Below are 18,061 nucleotides of genomic sequence, written 5' to 3'. Positions count from 1 at the left end.
CGGCGAGCGTGTGACCTAAATTGGTGCGTGTCCGGGAGGACGTGATGAATCTGGAAAGTAAATGGCTCGAGGACTTCAGCGCCTTGGCCGCCACCCGCAGCTTCTCCCAGGCTGCGGAACGCCGCTTCGTGACGCAGCCCGCGTTCAGTCGCCGAATCCGCAGCCTGGAAGCCGCGCTGGGGCTGACGTTGGTCAACCGCTCGCGCACGCCGGTCGAACTGACGGCGGCGGGACAGTTGTTTTTGGTGACCGCGCGGACCGTGGTTGAACAGCTCGGCGAAGTGCTGCGCCACCTTCATCACCTGGAAGGCGGGCAGGGCGAAGTGATGCAAGTGGCTGCCGCTCACTCTTTGGCCTTGGGTTTCTTTCCGCGCTGGATCGCGCAGTTGCGCAATGAAGGCCTGAACATTGCCACGCGGTTGGTGGCGACCAACGTCGGCGACGCGGTGCATGCGCTGCGCGAGGGCGGTTGCGACTTGATGCTGGCGTTCTATGACCCGGACGCGGCCTTGCAGATGGACCCGGAAATCTTCCCGTCGCTGCACCTTGGCCACACCGAGATGTTGCCGGTGTGCGCGGCGGATGCCGAGGGCAAACCCTTGTTCGATCTGGAAGGCGAGGCCAGTGTGCCGCTGCTCGCTTACAGCGCCGGTGCGTTTCTCGGGCGTTCGGTCAATATGCTGCTGCGCCAGCGTGCGCTGCGCTTCACCACCATCTATGAGACCGCCATGGCCGACAGCTTGAAAAGCATGGCGCTCGAGGGGTTGGGGATTGCCTGGGTGCCGCAATTGAGCGTGCGTGCCGAACTGGCGCGCGGTGAACTGGTGGTCTGCGGCGGCCCGCAATGGCATGTGCCGCTGGAGATCCGACTGTATCGCTGTGCGCTGGTGCGCAAGGCGAACGTTCGTTTGCTGTGGCGCAAACTGGAAGGCGGCGCCGCCCAAGGCACGACGGGTTCCTGAAACCACTGAAGATCAAAAGTGGGAGCGAGCCTGCTCGCGAGTGCGGTGGTTCAGTCAACAGTGTCGGCGACTGACACATTGCATTCGCGAGCAGGCTCGCTCCCACAGGGGATTTGTGGTGTTCTTTCGCTGACCTTCAAGTCAATAAAACCGGCACTTTGCGCCGTATGACAGATGGTCGTTTCAGGGGCTGTTTATCTGCTTCATTGAGGTATACTGCGCGGCCTTCGGCCGGCTTGACTGGCCATAATTCGTACAATCAAGCCACGCATTTTGCGTGGCTTGTTGTTTTTTGACGCGCCTGCGGGCGCCCAGAGAGAAGAGGCACGACGATGAGTGCACTGGTTGGCGTGATCATGGGCTCCAAGTCCGATTGGTCCACCCTTAGCCACACCGCCGATATGCTGGAAAAGCTCGGCATCCCTTACGAGGTGAAAGTGGTCTCTGCCCACCGCACCCCGGACCTGCTGTTCCAGTACGCCGAAGAGGCGGAGGCGCGTGGCATCGAGGTGATCATCGCCGGTGCCGGCGGCGCGGCCCACTTGCCTGGCATGTGTGCGGCCAAGACCCACCTGCCGGTGCTGGGCGTGCCGGTGCAGTCGTCGATGCTCTCGGGCGTCGATTCGCTGCTCTCGATCGTGCAGATGCCAGCGGGCATTCCGGTTGCCACCCTGGCCATCGGCAAGGCCGGCGCGATCAACGCAGCCCTGCTGTCGGCGAGTATCCTCGGCGCCAAGCACCCGCAGTTCCACGCGGTGCTGAAAAAATTCCGCGCTGAGCAGACAGACAGCGTCCTGGAAAATCCAGACCCACGCATCGCCTGAGGTTGTTGACGATGAAGATCGGTGTAATCGGTGGCGGCCAGTTGGGCCGCATGTTGGCGTTGGCGGGCACCCCGCTGGGCATGAACTTCGCTTTCCTGGACCCGGCACCGGATGCTTGCGCAGCCGCGTTGGGCGAACACCTGCGGGCCGATTATGGCGATCAGGACCACCTGCGTCAGCTGGCTGATGAAGTCGATCTGGTGACCTTCGAGTTCGAAAGTGTCCCGGCTGAAACCGTGGCTTTCCTGTCGCAATTCGTCCCGGTCTACCCGAGCGCCGAAGCCCTGCGCATCGCCCGCGATCGCTGGTTCGAGAAGAGCATGTTCAAGGACCTGGGGATTCCCACCCCTGCGTTCGCCGACATTCAATCGCAAGCCGATCTGGACGCTGCCGTGGCGTCGATCGGTCTGCCGGCCGTGCTGAAAACCCGCACCCTGGGTTACGACGGCAAGGGCCAGAAAGTCCTGCGCAAACCGGAAGACGTGGTCGGCACCTTCGCCGAACTGGGCAGCGTGGCCTGCCTGCTGGAAGGCTTCGTGCCGTTCACCGGCGAAGTCTCGCTGATCGCCGTGCGTGCTCGCGATGGTGAAACCAGGTTCTATCCGCTGGTTCACAACACCCACGACAGCGGCATCCTCAAGCTGTCCGTGGCCAGCACCGACCATCCGCTGCAAGCCTTGGCGGAAGACTATTCCAGCCGCGTGCTCAAGCAGCTGAATTACGTCGGCGTGATGGCGTTCGAGTTCTTTGAAGTCGACGGTGGCCTCAAGGCCAACGAAATCGCCCCGCGCGTGCATAACTCGGGTCACTGGACCACTGAAGGCGCCGAGTGCAGCCAGTTCGAAAACCACCTGCGGGCTGTTGCTGGCCTGCCGCTGGGTTCGACGGCGAAGGTCGGCGAGAGCGCGATGCTCAACTTCATCGGCAAAGTCCCGGAGACTGAAAAGGTCCTGGCCATCGCCGATTGCCATCTGCATCACTATGGCAAAGCGTTCAAGGCTGGCCGCAAGGTCGGTCACGCCAACCTGCGTTGTGCAAACCGCGAAACACTGGCCGCGCAGATCCTCAAGGTCGAAGCGCTCATCGCCGAATAAACAGTTTCATGTGGCAGCGGCGGAACCATTCTAGGTCCGCCGTTCTCTCATGGCAGGATGCGAAAGTCTGACTAGGCTTCTGCATTGCCATTCAATCAGAGGGAAGTGCCATGGGAATTATCGGAACCATCTTTATCGGCTTGATCGTCGGCCTGCTGGCTCGGTTCCTGAAACCGGGTGATGACAGCATGGGCTGGATCATGACCATCCTGCTCGGTATCGGCGGTTCGCTGGCGGCCACTTATGGCGGCCAGGCTCTGGGCATCTATCACGCAGGCGAAGGTGCAGGCTTCATCGGTGCGCTGGTCGGCGCGGTGGTGCTGCTGGTGATCTACGGTTTGATCAGAAAGAACTGATTCAAGCGACGAAGTCCTCTCCGCGCCGCACGCGGGGAGGGCTAGAATGCTCGGCGTTGCACAGACCTCTCCTTATGCCGAGCACCTTCATGCGCCGTTTTCTGCTGACTTTTCTTTTACTGGGTACGGGCCTTGCCCATGCCGGCGAACTGCCGGAAACCGACTGGCTCGAACTGATGCCCAAGTCGGACCAGAAAGCCCTCGAGGCCATGCCCGAAATCGACCACAACTCCCCCGAAGGCGATGGCACCTTTACTGAAAAAGGTGGCATGAAGCAGAGCAAGGGCTTGCCGGCGGTGATGTATTCGACCAAAACCGTGCCGTCGATGAACGACAAGAACATCCGCATCGGCGGTTATCCGGTACCGCTGGAGTCCGACGCCAAGGGCCGCAGCACGCTGTTCTTCCTTGTCCCGTACCCGGGCGCCTGCATCCACGTGCCGCCACCGCCACCTAACCAATTGGTGTTGGTGCGTTATCCGAAGGGTTTGAAGCTGGACGATATCTACACACCGCTGTGGGTGACCGGCACGCTGAAGGTCGAGAAGGTCAACAATGATTTGGCTGACGCGGCGTATGCGCTGGATGCGGCGAAGGTGCGGGTGGTGCAGGAGTCGGATTTGTAACAGCGCCAACCAGACTGACAAAGATCCACTGTGTGCGAGCCTGCTCGCGATAGCGGTGTAACAGCCAATATTGATGTTGGATGTTATGACGTCATCGCGAGCAGGCTCGCTCCCACATTGGTTTTGTGGTGTTGCTTATAAAGGGTTGCTGGCGATGCTGACTTCGAGAGTGTGGGTGGCGCCGGGTTTCAGCGTCACCACATCATCCATCACATTCGCCGTCTCGATGCACAGCATCTTCTGCCAGCCATCGTCGGCAATGTCGCTGAATGCCACCGCGCGTTCGATCCACGGGTTCCAGATCACCGCCGAGCGCGAACCACTGCTGGTCAGCTCAATGCGCCGTTTCCAGGCCGGGTCGACAATGCTCAGCTTCGCCGGGGTATTGAGGTAGATACGGTCGGTTTCGCCGGTAAAGCGCAGATCGCCGGTCTGGGTCACGGTTTTCCAGTCGTCCAGCGTTTCGATATAGCTCAAGCCATCCAGCCCTTCGACATGCACCGTGCGCACATCGCTGACAGCGAAGTAACTGTGCAACGCCTGGCTGATGGTGACGGTATCGGTGCCCTGATTGTGGCTGGTCAAGCTGATGTGCAGTTGCTCATCCAGACGGATGCTCAACTTCAGATCCACCTGATGTGGCCAGCCTGGAAAGCCGCCTTCGGGGTAGGGCAGGACGAATTCCACCTTCAGGCTCTCACCCTCGGTTTCTATGCCGCCCAATTCCCAATCCATCGCCCGGACAAAACCGTGGGCAGTCGGCGGTTCGTTGCTGACGCGCATCGCCTGGACGCTTTGCGGGTTGCGCTTGAAATTGCCGAACCACGGCCAGCACACCGGCACGCCGGCGCGGATGCTCTTGCCGGTCTTGAACACGGCCTCATCGTTAAGCCAGATCAGCGGCGGTTGGCCGGCCAATTGATAACTGAGGATGTGCGCGCCTTGCTGGGCAACCAGCAATTCGGCCTGACCGTGGCGGATGCGCCAGCAGTTCAGTTCATCCAGTTTCACGGCTTCAACGTTGGGCGTGCTCATGGGGCAACTCTCGATCAGGAACAATGACTGCAATGGACCGCAGAAAGGTCGCCGTGTTTAACGCGCGCGCGGAGGAACCGAACGAGTACGGCCGCTGCCATCGATCGCGACAAACACAAACACGGCTTCAGTCACTTTACGCCACTCGCTGGACAGCGGATCGTCGCTCCAGACTTCGACCATCATCTGAATCGAGCTGCGGCCGATTTCCAGCGCCTGGGTATAGAAGGAAAGCTGAGCGCCCACCGCCACCGGGACCAGGAACGCCATGCGATCAATCGCCACGGTTGCTACGCGTCCACCCGCAACTTTGCTGGCCATTGCGGTGCCGGCCAAATCCATCTGTGCCACCAGCCAGCCGCCGAAAATATCGCCAAAGCCGTTGGTTTCACGCGGAAGCGCGGTGATTTGCAGGGCAAGGTCGCCTTGCGGAATTGGATCTTCTTGTTCGAGCTCTATCATGCCGGGGGTGCCTCTGACCCGTGACTCTTCATTGGTACTTCAGGTGAATAGCCGTCTCAAGAAAAAACGATTCAGCCCCGAACATACTACGTTCGTCACGTTTTTCGAAAGGCGCCTAAAGGGAAACTCTGCGAAACCGACTGAGCCACGCAATGACCTTGCCAGTCATCCAGCGCGTTTTCGCACAGCAACCCCTTACAAATGCTGCAACGCAGCGAGTATATCGATCGGTAGACTCCGAGACGACCGTCCGGTTCTCATTTTGACCGTCAAATACGCACCTCTATGTGCTTTTTCGAACAATTTGCTATCGTGCCGGACCTGCCCAAGCCCTCGCCAGCGTTGTTGGGGTTGCAGATCCGACTATAAGAGAAGCCCTTGCCATGACCACAGCGCCCTCTAGCATCGCGCAGCCGACCCAGCCCGCACGCCCGTTAACCCGTAGCGACTACAAGACGTTATCGCTGTCTGCCCTGGGCGGCGCACTGGAGTTTTACGACTTCATCATCTTCGTGTTCTTCGCCACGGTGGTGGGCAAACTGTTCTTCCCGGCGGACATGCCCGAGTGGCTGCGCCTGATGCAGACGTTCGGCATTTTCGCCGCCGGCTACCTCGCTCGTCCGTTGGGCGGCATTGTGATGGCCCATTTCGGCGACCTGCTTGGCCGCAAAAAGATGTTCACCCTGAGCATTTTCATGATGGCGGTGCCGACCCTGATCATGGGTCTGCTGCCGACTTATGCGCAGATCGGCATGTGGGCGCCGATCCTGTTGCTGTTGATGCGGGTGATTCAAGGCGCGGCGATTGGTGGTGAAGTGCCGGGCGCGTGGGTATTCGTTTCCGAACACGTGCCGCAGCGACATATCGGTTATGCCTGCGGCACCCTGACGAGCGGTCTGACGGCTGGCATCCTCCTGGGTTCATTGGTCGCCACGGCGATCAACAGCATTTACACCCCGCTGGAAGTGTCCGATTACGCCTGGCGGATCCCGTTCCTGCTGGGTGGCGTGTTCGGTCTGTTCTCGGTCTACCTGCGCCGCTGGTTGCACGAGACCCCGGTGTTTGCCGAACTGCAACTGCGCAAGGCCCTGGCCGAAGAAGTGCCGCTGCGCGCGGTGCTGCGTGACCATCGCGGTGCGATCCTGATTTCCATGTTGCTGACCTGGCTGCTGTCCGCCGGCATCATCGTGGTCATTCTGATGACGCCGACCGTGCTGCAGACCGTTTACCACTTCTCGCCAACTACCGCGTTGCAGGCCAACAGCCTGGCGATCGTGTTCCTGAGTGTAGGTTGCGTGGCTTCCGGTGCCCTGGCTGACCGTTTCGGCGCTGGCCGAGTGTTTGTGTTTGGCAGCGCCGCGCTGTTGATCAGCTCGTGGACGTTCTATCACAGCCTGTTCAACCACCCGGACTGGCTGTTCCCGATGTACGCCTTGACCGGTTTCCTGGTCGGGACCATCGGTGCAGTGCCCTACGTGATGGTCAAAGCCTTTCCAGCGGTGGTGCGCTTCAGCGGGTTGTCGTTCTCCTACAACCTGGCCTATGCGATTTTCGGTGGTTTGACGCCGATGGTGGTGACGCTGCTGCTCAAGGAAAGCCCGATGGGGCCTGCCTACTACGTGGCGATCATTTGCGGGGTCGGGATTCTGGTGGGTGCGTATCTTTGGAAGAAGGGTCGCTGATCCCTGAAACTGTCTGTAGCTGTACCGGCCCTATCGCTAGCAGGCTAGCCCCACATTGAATTGCATTGCAATGTGGGGCTAGCCTGCTAGCGATTTGGGGCGCATGAATTATCCGGTAAAAACTCGAATGCTGGCCTTTCATCCAATTGTCATATTTCAGCCATAGAGTGTTCACACGGCCTGCTGATACTTGGCCCCGACTAACACACCCTATCTGCTAGGAGTAAGGCATGAAACTGAAGCGTTTGATGGCGGCAATGACTTTTGTCGCTGCTGGCGTTGCGACTGCCAACGCGGTTGCCGCTGTTGACCCTGCTATCCCGAGCTACACCAAGACCACTGGTGTGTCGGGCAACCTGTCCAGCGTCGGCTCCGATACCCTGGCCAACCTCATGACCCTGTGGGCTGAGAACTACAAAAAAGAATACCCGAACGTCAACATCCAGATTCAGGCTGCCGGTTCTTCTACCGCGCCACCTGCGCTGACTGAAGGCACCGCTAACCTGGGCCCGATGAGCCGCAAGATGAAGGACAACGAGCTGCAAGCGTTCGAAACCAAATACGGCTACAAGCCAACCGCTATCCCGGTTGCCGTGGACGCCCTGGCTGTCTTCGTACACAAAGACAACCCGATCCAGCACATGACCATGGAGCAAGTCGACGCGATCTTCTCCTCGACTCGTCTGTGCGGTGCTAAAACCGACGTGAAAACCTGGGGTGATCTGGGCGTGACGGGCGACCTGGCCAACAAGCCGGTTCAGCTGTTCGGTCGTAACTCGGTATCCGGCACCTACGGCTACTTCAAAGAAGAAGCCCTGTGCAAAGGCGACTACAAGCCAAACGTCAACGAACAACCAGGTTCGGCTTCGGTTGTGCAGTCGATCAGCTCCTCGCTGAACGGCGTGGGTTACTCGGGCATCGGCTACAAGACCGCTAGCGTGAAGACAGTGGCTCTTGCCAAGAAAGGCAGCACTGAGTTCATCGAAGACACCGAAGAAAACACCCTGAACGGCAAGTACCCGCTGTCGCGTTTCCTCTACGTTTACGTCAACAAGGCCCCGAACAAGCCTCTGGCTCCGCTGGAAGCTGAGTTCGTGAAACTGGTTCTGTCCAAACAGGGTCAGGAAGTTGTAGTGAAAGACGGTTACATCCCACTGCCAGCCAAGGTTGCTGCAAAAGCACTGGCTGACCTGGGTCTGCAAGAAGGCGGCAACGTAGCAAAAAAGTAAAACCCTGAGCCCGGGGTAATCCCGGGCTCTGCAGGAGCGAGGCTTGCCCGCGAAAGCGGTGGTTCAGTCAACGTGACGTTGAATGTAATGACGCCTTCGCGAGCAAGCTTCGCTCCTGCAAATGCCGGTACGCCGGCCCCCAAATTTCCGGTCCACTGCCAGTTCCCGCTGGCGGCGGATTTGCTGCGTCACTGCATTGTCATCTTTCTGTCATACAGGATCGCTAGGGTGTGCGCATGAATGATCTGGCCAATTCCACCATGACTACAAATCCCCCCAAGCGAATTGATTTCAATACGCCTGAATTGCAACGCAAGCGCCGCATCCGCGCGCTCAAAGATCGCCTGACCCGCTGGTACGTCCTCGTGGGCGGCCTTGCCGTTCTCGGCGCGATCACGTTGATCTTCTTCTTCCTCGCCTACGTTGTCTTCCCCCTGTTTCAGGGTGCCGACCTGACCGCCAAGGAATCCATCACGCCCGCCTGGATGCAAGACGCCGGCAAGCCGTTGATGATCTCTCTGGAAGAGCAGAACCAGGTCGCCATGCGAGTTTCTGACAAAGGGCAGGCGCTGTTTTTTGACATCGACAGTGGCGCTGAACTCAAACGCGTCGATCTGTCGATCCCGGCCGGCACCACTGTGACCTCCATCGGCGAAGACCAGCCCGGCCATCCGCTGGTCGCAGTAGGTCTGTCCAACGGTCAGGCGCTGGTGTTCCGTCACACTTATAAAGTCAGCTATCCAGATGGCAAGAAAACCATCTCGCCGGCGATCGAATACCCGTACGGCGAAACGCCGATCGCGCTGAACGAAGCGGGCGGTGCACTGGAGCACGTCAGCCTCAACGCCACGGATTCGACCCTGATGCTGGTCGGTTCCACCGGCTCACAACTCAATGTGCTCTCGCTGACCAGCGAAGAAAACATGATGACCGGCGAAGTGACCAACGAGCAGAAGCGTATCGAGCTGCCGCAGATGACCGAGCCGGTGAAGAACATCTTTGTCGACCCGCGTCAGCAATGGCTGTACGTGATCAACGGTCGCGCCCAGGCCGACGTGTTCAGCCTGCGCGACAAGAGCCTCAACGGTCGCTACAAATTGCTGGAAAACGGTGACGCCGAAATCACTGCCAGTACTCAACTGGTGGGCGGTATCTCGCTGATTCTCGGCGACTCCAAAGGCGGCCTGGCCCAGTGGTTCATGGCCCGTGACCCGGATGGCGAGTTGCGCCTGAAGCAGATCCGCACTTTCCAGATGGGCACTACGCCGATCGTTGAAATCACCGCTGAAGAACGTCGCAAAGGCTTCGTGGCCCTCGACGCCTCCGGCAAGCTTGGCGTGTTCCACAGCACCGCCCACCGCACCTTGCTGGTGGACCAGGTGGTCGACGGCCAAGGCGTCTTCGGCCTGTCGCCACGGGCCAACCGTGTGATCGTCGAAGCGGGCGGCAAGATTCAGCCGCTGCTGCTCGACAACCCGCACCCGGAAGTGTCGTGGAGCGCGTTGTGGAGCAAGGTCTGGTACGAGAACTACGACGAGCCTAAATACGTCTGGCAATCGACCGCCGCCAACACCGACTTCGAACCCAAGCTGAGCCTGTCGCCACTGACCTTCGGCACCCTGAAAGCCGCGTTCTACGCCATGCTGCTGGCCGCTCCTCTGGCCGTCGCTGCCGCGATCTACACCGCGTATTTCATGGCCCCGGGCATGCGTCGCAAGGTCAAGCCGGTGATCGAGCTGATGGAAGCGATGCCGACGGTGATCCTCGGCTTCTTCGCCGGCCTGTTCCTCGCGCCTTATGTGGAAGGGCATTTGCCGGGCATCTTCAGCCTGCTGATGCTCCTGCCAATCGGCATCCTGGTCGCTGGTTTCGTCTTCAGCCGCCTGCCTGAGTCGATCCGCCTGAAAGTGCCGGACGGCTGGGAAAGCGCGATCCTGATCCCGGTGATTCTGTTTGTGGGCTGGTTGTCGCTGTACATGAGCCCGTACATGGAAACCTGGTTCTTCGGCGGCGACATGCGCATGTGGATCTCCCACGACCTGGGCATTACCTACGACCAGCGCAACGCTCTGGTAGTCGGTCTGGCCATGGGCTTCGCGGTCATCCCGAACATTTACTCCATCGCCGAAGACGCCGTGTTCAGTGTGCCCCGCGGCCTGACCCTCGGTTCCCTGGCCCTCGGTGCCACGCCATGGCAGACCATGACCCGTGTGGTGATCCTCACCGCCAGCCCGGGCATTTTCTCGGCACTGATGATCGGCATGGGCCGTGCGGTCGGTGAAACCATGATCGTGCTGATGGCCACCGGTAACACCCCGGTCATGGAAATGAACCTGTTCGAAGGTCTGCGAACGCTGGCCGCCAACGTCGCGGTGGAAATGCCCGAGTCGGAAGTCGGCGGCAGTCACTATCGCGTGCTGTTCCTCTCGGCACTGGTGCTGCTGTTGTTCACCTTCGTCATGAACACCCTCGCGGAACTGATTCGTCAGCGTCTGCGCAAGAAATACTCGTCGCTTTAAGAAAGGTAGAAGTCTGTGAAACAGAACTCCCTGAAAGGATGGTTCAAGAGCGGCGCCCCAGGCGTCTGGATCAGCGGTGGCGCGGTGTCCATCGCGGTCATCATGACCATTGGCTTGCTGGCGGTGATTGCCGTGCGCGGTCTGGGCCACTTCTGGCCGGCAGACCTGGTGCACGCCAGTTATGACGTGCCGGGCCAGGCCAACCACCTCGTCATCGGCGAAGTGGTGCAGAAAGAAGAAGTGCCGCGCGAGCGCTTGAAAAGCGCTGGTCTGCCGGTGCCCGATCAGGGCCCGGAGTTCATGACCCGTGAGCTGATCAAGGTCGGCAACCGCGACCTGAACGGCAACGACTTCACCTGGATCGTCGGCGAGTGGCTGACCAACCAGAAGACGCCGCCGGAGCTGATGGCCGTCGAGCGTCGCGAGTGGGGCAACTTCTACGGCTACCTGGTCAACGTCAAGCAGGACGGCAAAGTCATTGCTGAGGGCGAAGCCGCATGGCCCGAGTTGCAGGCCCGTGTCGATCGCGTGAACAAGCTTGCAGCACAGCTCAAGACCCTGGAAAAAGCCGACATTGGCGCGATCAACGCCGGTCTGGAACGTGTGCGTCTGCACGGTCGCAAACTGGAACTGGCCGGCCAGCTCGACGCCGCCGCGCAAGCGGACATGGAATCCGAGCGCGCTGAGCTCAATGCTCGTTATCAGGACATCGAAGCCCGCCTGAATGACCTGCACGCCCAGTTCAACCGCGACAGCCTGACCGCCCGCGATGCCAACGGCAAAGAGATCGAGATCGGCATCGGCAAAGTGGTCCGCGCCTATCAGCCGAACGCCATGGGCACCTTCACCAAGATCGGCTTCTACGTCAGCAAGGTCTGGGAATTCCTCAGCGATGACCCGCGTGAAGCGAACACCGAGGGCGGGATCTTCCCGGCCATTTTCGGCACCGTCATGATGACCTTGATCATGGCGATGATCGTGACGCCGTTCGGCGTGTTGGCGGCGGTTTACCTGCGTGAATACGCCAAGCAGAACGCGTTGACCCGGATTATCCGCATCGCGGTGAACAACCTGGCGGGCGTTCCGGCGATTGTCTACGGCGTGTTCGGCCTGGGCTTCTTCGTCTACGTACTTGGCGGTTCGGTTGACCGGTTGTTCTTCCCGGAAGCGTTGCCGGCGCCGACCTTCGGTACACCGGGTTTGCTTTGGGCGTCCCTGACCCTGGCGCTGCTGGCGGTGCCGGTGGTGATCGTGGCCACGGAAGAAGGCCTGGCGCGGATTCCTCGCACCGTGCGTGAAGGCTCGTTGGCCCTCGGCGCGACCAAGGCTGAAACCTTGTGGAAGATCGTGCTGCCAATGGCCAGCCCGGCAATGATGACCGGCATGATCCTCGCCGTGGCGCGCGCCGCCGGTGAAGTGGCGCCGCTGATGCTGGTGGGTGTGGTGAAACTGGCGCCGTCGCTGCCACTGGACGGCAACTACCCGTACCTCCACCTGGACCAGAAGATCATGCACTTGGGCTTCCATATCTATGACGTCGGCTTCCAAAGCCCGAACGTCGAGGCCGCGCGGCCGCTGGTGTATGCCACGGCGCTGCTGCTGGTGCTGGTGATTGCCACGTTGAACCTGTCGGCCGTTTATATCCGTAACCATCTGCGCGAAAAATACAAAGCTCTAGACAGCTAAAGCCATTAGCCACAAGCGGCAAGCTATAAGCCGCTTTTGCTCAAAACTTGCAGCTTGCAGCTAGAAGCTTGCAGCTACGAACGGAGTGAGACCCCATGCAGCACGAAGCACATACCCACGGCATCAACATGTCTGCCTTGGGCCGCGACAAACAGAGCTTGAGCCTTGAACAGGAAACCGTGGCCATCGAAGTGCCGGGCCTGAACCTGTTCTACGGCGACAAACAAGCGCTGTACGACGTCAGCCTGAACATTCCGAAACAGCGTGTGACCGCCTTCATCGGCCCGTCCGGCTGCGGCAAGTCCACGCTACTGCGTACCTTCAACCGCATGAACGACCTGGTCGACGGTTGCCGCGTAGAAGGTGAAATCAACCTGTACGGCCACAACATCTACCGTAAGGGCGAAGACGTGGCCGAACTGCGTCGTCGCGTCGGCATGGTGTTCCAGAAGCCGAACCCGTTCCCGAAAACCATCTACGAAAACGTGGTGTACGGCCTGCGCATCCAGGGCATCAACAAAAAGCGCGTTCTCGACGAAGCGGTCGAGTGGGCGTTGAAAGGCGCGGCGCTGTGGGACGAAGTCAAAGACCGTCTGCATGAATCGGCACTCGGCCTGTCCGGTGGTCAGCAGCAACGTCTGGTCATCGCGCGCACCATCGCTGTAGAGCCGGAAGTGCTGCTGCTCGACGAACCATGCTCGGCACTCGACCCGATCTCCACGCTGAAAGTCGAAGAACTGATCTACGAATTGAAATCGAAATTCACCATTGTCATCGTGACCCACAACATGCAACAGGCCGCGCGGGTTTCCGACTACACGGCGTTCATGTACATGGGCAAACTGGTGGAATTCGGCGACACCGATACGCTGTTCACCAATCCGGCGAAGAAGCAGACCGAAGACTACATCACTGGTCGCTACGGCTAGCCGTACAGCTGCAAGCCGCAAGTTTCAAGCGGCAAGTAGGAAGCGGTGCGATATCAGGACTTATACATAACTGCTTGAAGCTTGCAGCTTGAAGCTGGCAACTTTCGCGGAGCGAACCGAATGATTAGTAAAGAAGGCCTTACCCATCACATCTCCGCGCAGTTCAACGCTGAGCTGGAGGAAGTTCGCAGCCACCTCCTGGCCATGGGCGGTCTGGTGGAAAAGCAGGTCAATGACGCGGTGACCGCGCTGATCGAGGCCGACTCCGGCCTGGCCCAGCAGGTTCGCGAGATCGACGACCAGATCAACCAGATGGAACGCAACATCGACGAAGAATGCCTGCGCATTCTGGCCCGTCGTCAGCCGGCAGCATCCGACTTGCGTCTGATCATCAGCATCTCCAAATCGGTGATCGACCTGGAGCGCATCGGTGACGAAGCGACCAAGATCGCCCGCCGCGCCATTCAGTTGTGCGAAGAAGGCGAGGCCCCGCGCGGCTACGTCGAGGTTCGCCACATCGGCGACCAGGTGCGCAACATGGTGCGTGACGCGCTGGACGCCTTTGCCCGCTTCGACGCCGACCTGGCGTTGTCGGTGGCCCAGTACGACAAGATCATCGACCGCGAATACAAGACCGCACTGCGTGAGCTGGCGACCTACATGATGGAAGACCCGCGCTCTATCTCGCGGGTCTTGAGCATTATCTGGGTGCTGCGTTCGCTGGAGCGGATCGGCGACCACGCGCGCAATATCTCGGAACTGGTGATTTACCTGGTGCGCGGCACGGACGTGCGTCACCTGGGCCTCAAGCGCATGAAAGAAGAAGTTGAAGGCACAAGTGGCGAAACCGCTAATGTTCCGGGCAAAGCTGACGATAAGTAAGACTGCCCAAGAAAAACGCCCGGTCCTTTGGCCGGGCGTTTTTGTGTGTGGCTTTCGACTTCAAAAGCAGCACCCGCGAACGAAAAGTCCCGGCGTGACTGAAGGTTTTTGGCAATGTGCCATCAGCAAAACGGTATGCTTGCCGGGATTTTTTCGAGGGGTGATGGATGAGCAAGATCAGTGTGTTGGTGGTGGACGATGCAGCGTTCATTCGTGACCTGGTAAAGAAGTGCCTGCGTAACTACTTCCCGGGTATCCGGACCGAAGATGCCATCAACGGCAAAAAAGCTCAGGCCATGCTGGCCAAGGAAGCGTTCGATCTGGTGCTGTGCGACTGGGAAATGCCGGAAATGTCTGGCCTGGAACTGCTGACCTGGTGCCGCGAGCAGGACAATCTCAAGACCATGCCCTTCGTGATGGTGACCAGCCGTGGCGATAAAGAGAACGTGGTCCAGGCGATTCAGGCCGGCGTTTCCGGCTACGTCAGCAAGCCCTTCACCAACGAACAACTGCTGACCAAGGTCAAGCAAGCGCTGAACAAGGTCGGCAAGCTCGACGCCTTGATGAACGGTGCGCCGACCAAAATGAACTCGGCTTTCGGCAACGATTCCCTGAGCGCATTGACCGGCGGCAAGGCGGCCGTGGTCGCACCTGCAGCGGCGCCGGTCAACCCGTTCGCCAAACCTGCTGCCGCCGCGCCGACCCCTGCCCCGGCTGCGTCTCGCGGTTTGCTCAATAGCCCGCCGGTCAAGGCGCCGGGCGCTGCTTCCGCTCCCGCCAGCGGTCGGGGTCAAGGCCAGCTGCGTTTGCCAAGCGGCATTCAGCAGTGCGTGATCAAAGCCTTGAGCATCAAGGAAGCGCTGCTGGTGGTAAAGCGCACCGACACGCTGCCGCAAGTCCTCGACAGCGCCGTGCTGGACCTGGAGCAGGGCGACAACGCTGAAGTCGCCCGCCTCAATGGCTACTTGCACGCCATTGTCGCTTTTGAGCCGAAACCTGACAGCGACTGGCTGCAACTGACCTTCCGCTTTGTGGATCAGGATGCGCAGAAGCTCGACTACATCTCCCGATTGATCGCACGTGGCACGGCGCAGAAGCATTTCGTACCTGGCGCGTAATCTTCATCGCCTGAGAGTCCGTCTTCGCGGGCAAGCCTCGCTCCTACAGATCACACCGACCTGTAAGAGCGAGGCTTGCCCGCGAAGGGGCCATCAAACTCACCGCACATCCCCTTTGCTGCCCATTTTGAAACATCTGCCGACTACCCGGGTCCATTGCAGCTGCTAGGCTCCTTCCCAGGCCTTACTCGACAGACTCTTGCCCATGCTCGCGCGCCTGCTGTTTTTCTGTGGTCTCTTCATGGCCTCCACCTCGGCTGTGGCCATGACGATCTACAAGTCCAAAGACGCCAATGGCGTGGTCTCCTACAGCGACCGCCCCACGAAAGGCTCCCAGGTGTTCGTTTTTCGTGATCGCATGGTCGAGCACCTTGAGCGCCAGGTGTACCTGGAGATCAAGAAGCAGAAGGGCGTGGACAACGTGTACGTGCGCAACGACCTGTATGCGCCGGTCGAGATCGAGCTGAGTTTTGCCGGGCTGAGCAATGTCAGCGGCGCGCCGAGCCGACCGATCCGCCGGGTGATGCCGGCCCGCAGCAACATCCGTCTGGCGCTGCTCACGGCGACTAAGGCCGGAAGGCCGCTGGCGTACACCCCAAGGTTCGAATATTCCCTGGGCGACCCTTCAGGGGCTGCCATGGCCTATCGGTATCCGCTGCCCTGGCGTGGTGGGCCGTTTCGCTTGAGTCAGGGTGCCAACGGCCAATACAGCCATTTCGGCGCCAAAAACCGTTACGCCATGGACATCGCCATGCCCGAAGGCACGCCGATCATTGCGGCGCGGGGCGGGGTGGTGGTGAAAACCGAAAATGCCCAGACCGGACGTGGCACCGATCCTTCAGGCAATTTCGTGCGGGTGCTGCACGATGACGGGACGATGGGCGTGTACCTGCACCTCAAGCAAGGTTCGGTGGGCGTTCGCGAGGGGCAACGGGTAGCGGTGGGGAGTGCGCTGGCCCTGTCGGGCAACACCGGCAACAGCAGCGGGCCGCATTTGCACTTCGTGGTGCAGCGCAATACGGGGCTTGGGTTGGTGTCGATTCCGTATCAGTTCAATCAGCCAGTGGGCGCGTTGCCCAACTTTGCGTTGGGCAAGCAATAGCCGGATCAGCACAATTACTGTGGCGAGGGAGCTTGCTCCCGCTGGGCTGCGAAGCGGCCCCAACGCCTGCAACCGCACACCGCATTCATCGGTTTACGACTGCTACGCCCGGGCGCGGATCGGCCAGCGGGAGCAAGCTCTCTCGCCACAAGAGCTCGCTCGCCGCCGGTGTCGCGCTTAATCGAGCATCAACACCTTGGCCAGAATGATCTTCGGCCCTTTCATTTTCTTGATGATGATCCGCAAGCCTTCGACTTCCAGCACTTCTTCCTCTTCCGGCACCCGTTTCAGGGTTTCATAGATCAGCCCGGCGAGGGTTTCGGCTTCGATGTGGTCCAGGTCGATGCCCAGCAGGCGTTCGACCTTGAACAACGGCGTATCACCGCGCACCAGCAGCTTGCCCGGCTGGTACGCGAGAATGCCGCGCTCAGCCTTGCGGTGTTCGTCCTGAATGTCGCCGACCAGCACCTCAAGCACGTCTTCCATGGTCAGGTAGCCGATGATGTTGCCATCGGCTTCTTCGACCAGGGCGAAGTGCGAGCCACCCTTGCGGAACTGCTCCAGCAACTGCGACAGCGGCATGTGCCGCGATACGCGTTCCAGCGGCCGGGTCAGTTCGGCGAGGTTGAATGACTCGGGAATGTGGTCCAGGGCCGCCAGTTCCAGCAGCAGATCCTTGATGTGCAGCAAGCCGACGAACTCTTGGCGATCGCTGTCGTACACCGGATAGCGACTGAACTTGTGGCGACGGAACATCGCCAGGATTTCCTTGAGCGGCGCGTTGAACTCCAGCGTCACCAGGTCTTCACGGGAGTTAGCCCAGTCGACCACCTCCAGCTCGCCCATTTCCACGGCGGAAGCCAACACACGCATGCCTTGGTCGCTCGGGTCCTGGCCACGGCTGGAGTGCAGGATCAGTTTCAGTTCTTCTCGGCTGTAATGGTGTTCGTGATGCGGGCCGGGTTCACCCTGGCCGGCGATCCGCAGGATGGTGTTGGCGCTGGCGTTGAGCAGGTAGATCGCCGGGTACATGGCCCAGTAGAACAGGTACAGCGGCACTGCGGTCCAGAGCGACAGCAACTCGGGTTTGCGAATGGCCCAGGATTTCGGGGCCAGCTCACCGACCACAATGTGCAGGTACGAGATGACGAAGAACGCAGCGAAGAACGATACGCCTTTGACCACTTCGGGCGACTGCACGCCGACGGCTTCAAGCAGCGGTTCCAGAATGTGTGCGAACGCCGGTTCACCGACCCAGCCCAGGCCCAGGGAGGCGAGGGTGATACCTAATTGGCACGCTGAGAGGTACGCATCGAGCTGACTGTGAACGGTGCGCAGGATGTGTCCGCGCCAGCCGTTTTTCTCAGCGATGGCCTCGACCCGGGTCGAGCGCAATTTGACCATGGCGAATTCCGCCGCAACGAAAAAGCCGTTGAGCAAAACCAGGATCAGAGCAAAAAGAATCATGCCGAAATCGGCGAAGAGTGTCGCGAGGGTCAAGCCTGGGGAAGGGTCCATGATGGAGTTTTGCGGGTTCCGTGTATTCGAATAGGGG

General features: G+C 60.0%; 16 protein-coding genes. 13 read left to right on the top strand and 3 right to left on the bottom strand.

Annotated elements, in window-relative coordinates:
• The first annotated feature begins 44 nt into the window (after positions 1-44).
• The 5 genes from RHP74_RS30840 (at position 45) to RHP74_RS30820 (ending at position 3,862) form a co-directional block, all read left to right on the top strand.
• A complete protein-coding gene (locus RHP74_RS30840) occupies positions 45-962 on the top strand; it encodes a LysR substrate-binding domain-containing protein (protein ID WP_077748548.1) in 918 nt (305 codons plus the stop codon).
• A 332-nt stretch (positions 963-1,294) separates the two neighbouring features.
• A complete protein-coding gene (purE, locus tag RHP74_RS30835) occupies positions 1,295-1,786 on the top strand; it encodes a 5-(carboxyamino)imidazole ribonucleotide mutase (protein ID WP_008150032.1) in 492 nt (163 codons plus the stop codon).
• Between the two features lie 11 nt (positions 1,787-1,797).
• On the top strand, positions 1,798-2,880 hold the full coding sequence (locus tag RHP74_RS30830; RefSeq protein WP_077748549.1) for a 5-(carboxyamino)imidazole ribonucleotide synthase: 1,083 nt from the start codon (positions 1,798-1,800) through the stop codon (positions 2,878-2,880).
• A gap of 110 nt (positions 2,881-2,990) precedes the next feature.
• Positions 2,991-3,236 (top strand): GlsB/YeaQ/YmgE family stress response membrane protein, encoded by a 246-nt coding sequence (locus RHP74_RS30825; RefSeq protein WP_010465333.1) that lies wholly within the window; start codon positions 2,991-2,993, stop codon positions 3,234-3,236.
• 89 nt (positions 3,237-3,325) lie between these two features.
• Positions 3,326-3,862, top strand: a complete 537-nt coding sequence (locus RHP74_RS30820; RefSeq protein ID WP_102594569.1) for a DUF3299 domain-containing protein — start codon at positions 3,326-3,328, stop codon at positions 3,860-3,862.
• A 135-nt stretch (positions 3,863-3,997) separates the two neighbouring features.
• On the opposite strand, the gene RHP74_RS30815 is transcribed toward RHP74_RS30820, so the two are convergent.
• A complete protein-coding gene (locus RHP74_RS30815; protein WP_311096944.1) occupies positions 3,998-4,897 on the bottom strand; it encodes a D-hexose-6-phosphate mutarotase in 900 nt (299 codons plus the stop codon).
• Between the two features lie 57 nt (positions 4,898-4,954).
• A complete protein-coding gene (locus RHP74_RS30810) occupies positions 4,955-5,359 on the bottom strand; it encodes an acyl-CoA thioesterase (protein WP_007896491.1) in 405 nt (134 codons plus the stop codon).
• A 383-nt stretch (positions 5,360-5,742) separates the two neighbouring features.
• Here RHP74_RS30810 and RHP74_RS30805 point away from each other — a divergent pair, with 383 nt between their 5' ends.
• The 8 genes from RHP74_RS30805 (at position 5,743) to RHP74_RS30770 (ending at position 16,506) form a co-directional block, all read left to right on the top strand.
• Positions 5,743-7,041 carry an MFS transporter gene (locus RHP74_RS30805; RefSeq protein ID WP_010465323.1) on the top strand — a complete coding sequence of 433 codons (1,299 nt, stop codon included), beginning with the start codon at positions 5,743-5,745 and terminating at the stop codon, positions 7,039-7,041.
• A gap of 230 nt (positions 7,042-7,271) precedes the next feature.
• A complete protein-coding gene (locus tag RHP74_RS30800) occupies positions 7,272-8,270 on the top strand; it encodes a phosphate ABC transporter substrate-binding protein PstS family protein (protein WP_145306516.1) in 999 nt (332 codons plus the stop codon).
• Between the two features lie 485 nt (positions 8,271-8,755).
• A complete protein-coding gene (locus RHP74_RS30795; protein ID WP_311100609.1) occupies positions 8,756-10,789 on the top strand; it encodes an ABC transporter permease subunit in 2,034 nt (677 codons plus the stop codon).
• A 15-nt stretch (positions 10,790-10,804) separates the two neighbouring features.
• Entirely contained in the window at positions 10,805-12,475 is a 1,671-nt protein-coding gene (gene pstA / locus RHP74_RS30790; protein ID WP_077748552.1) for a phosphate ABC transporter permease PstA, read from the top strand.
• A 95-nt stretch (positions 12,476-12,570) separates the two neighbouring features.
• The gene (gene pstB / locus RHP74_RS30785; RefSeq protein ID WP_010465315.1) at positions 12,571-13,404 is read left to right on the top strand and encodes a phosphate ABC transporter ATP-binding protein PstB; all 834 of its coding nucleotides are present in this window, start codon (positions 12,571-12,573) and stop codon (positions 13,402-13,404) included.
• A gap of 120 nt (positions 13,405-13,524) precedes the next feature.
• A complete protein-coding gene (gene phoU / locus RHP74_RS30780) occupies positions 13,525-14,286 on the top strand; it encodes a phosphate signaling complex protein PhoU (protein WP_008150055.1) in 762 nt (253 codons plus the stop codon).
• Positions 14,287-14,453: 167 nt separating this feature from the next.
• Entirely contained in the window at positions 14,454-15,404 is a 951-nt protein-coding gene (locus tag RHP74_RS30775) for a response regulator (RefSeq protein WP_010465313.1), read from the top strand.
• Positions 15,405-15,609: 205 nt separating this feature from the next.
• Positions 15,610-16,506 (top strand): peptidoglycan DD-metalloendopeptidase family protein, encoded by an 897-nt coding sequence (locus tag RHP74_RS30770; protein ID WP_077748554.1) that lies wholly within the window; start codon positions 15,610-15,612, stop codon positions 16,504-16,506.
• A gap of 177 nt (positions 16,507-16,683) precedes the next feature.
• On the opposite strand, the gene RHP74_RS30765 is transcribed toward RHP74_RS30770, so the two are convergent.
• Entirely contained in the window at positions 16,684-18,024 is a 1,341-nt protein-coding gene (locus RHP74_RS30765) for a hemolysin family protein (protein WP_010465310.1), read from the bottom strand.
• Positions 18,025-18,061 lie beyond the last annotated feature (37 nt).

Origin of the sequence: Pseudomonas sp. SG20052 (assembly GCF_031766055.1) — a bacterium.
In the GTDB taxonomy this organism is placed as follows: Bacteria; Pseudomonadota; Gammaproteobacteria; order Pseudomonadales; family Pseudomonadaceae; genus Aquipseudomonas; species Aquipseudomonas mandelii.
The sequence above is the reverse complement of the archived record's forward strand: the minus strand, read 5'-3'. Positions and strand labels throughout refer to the sequence as shown.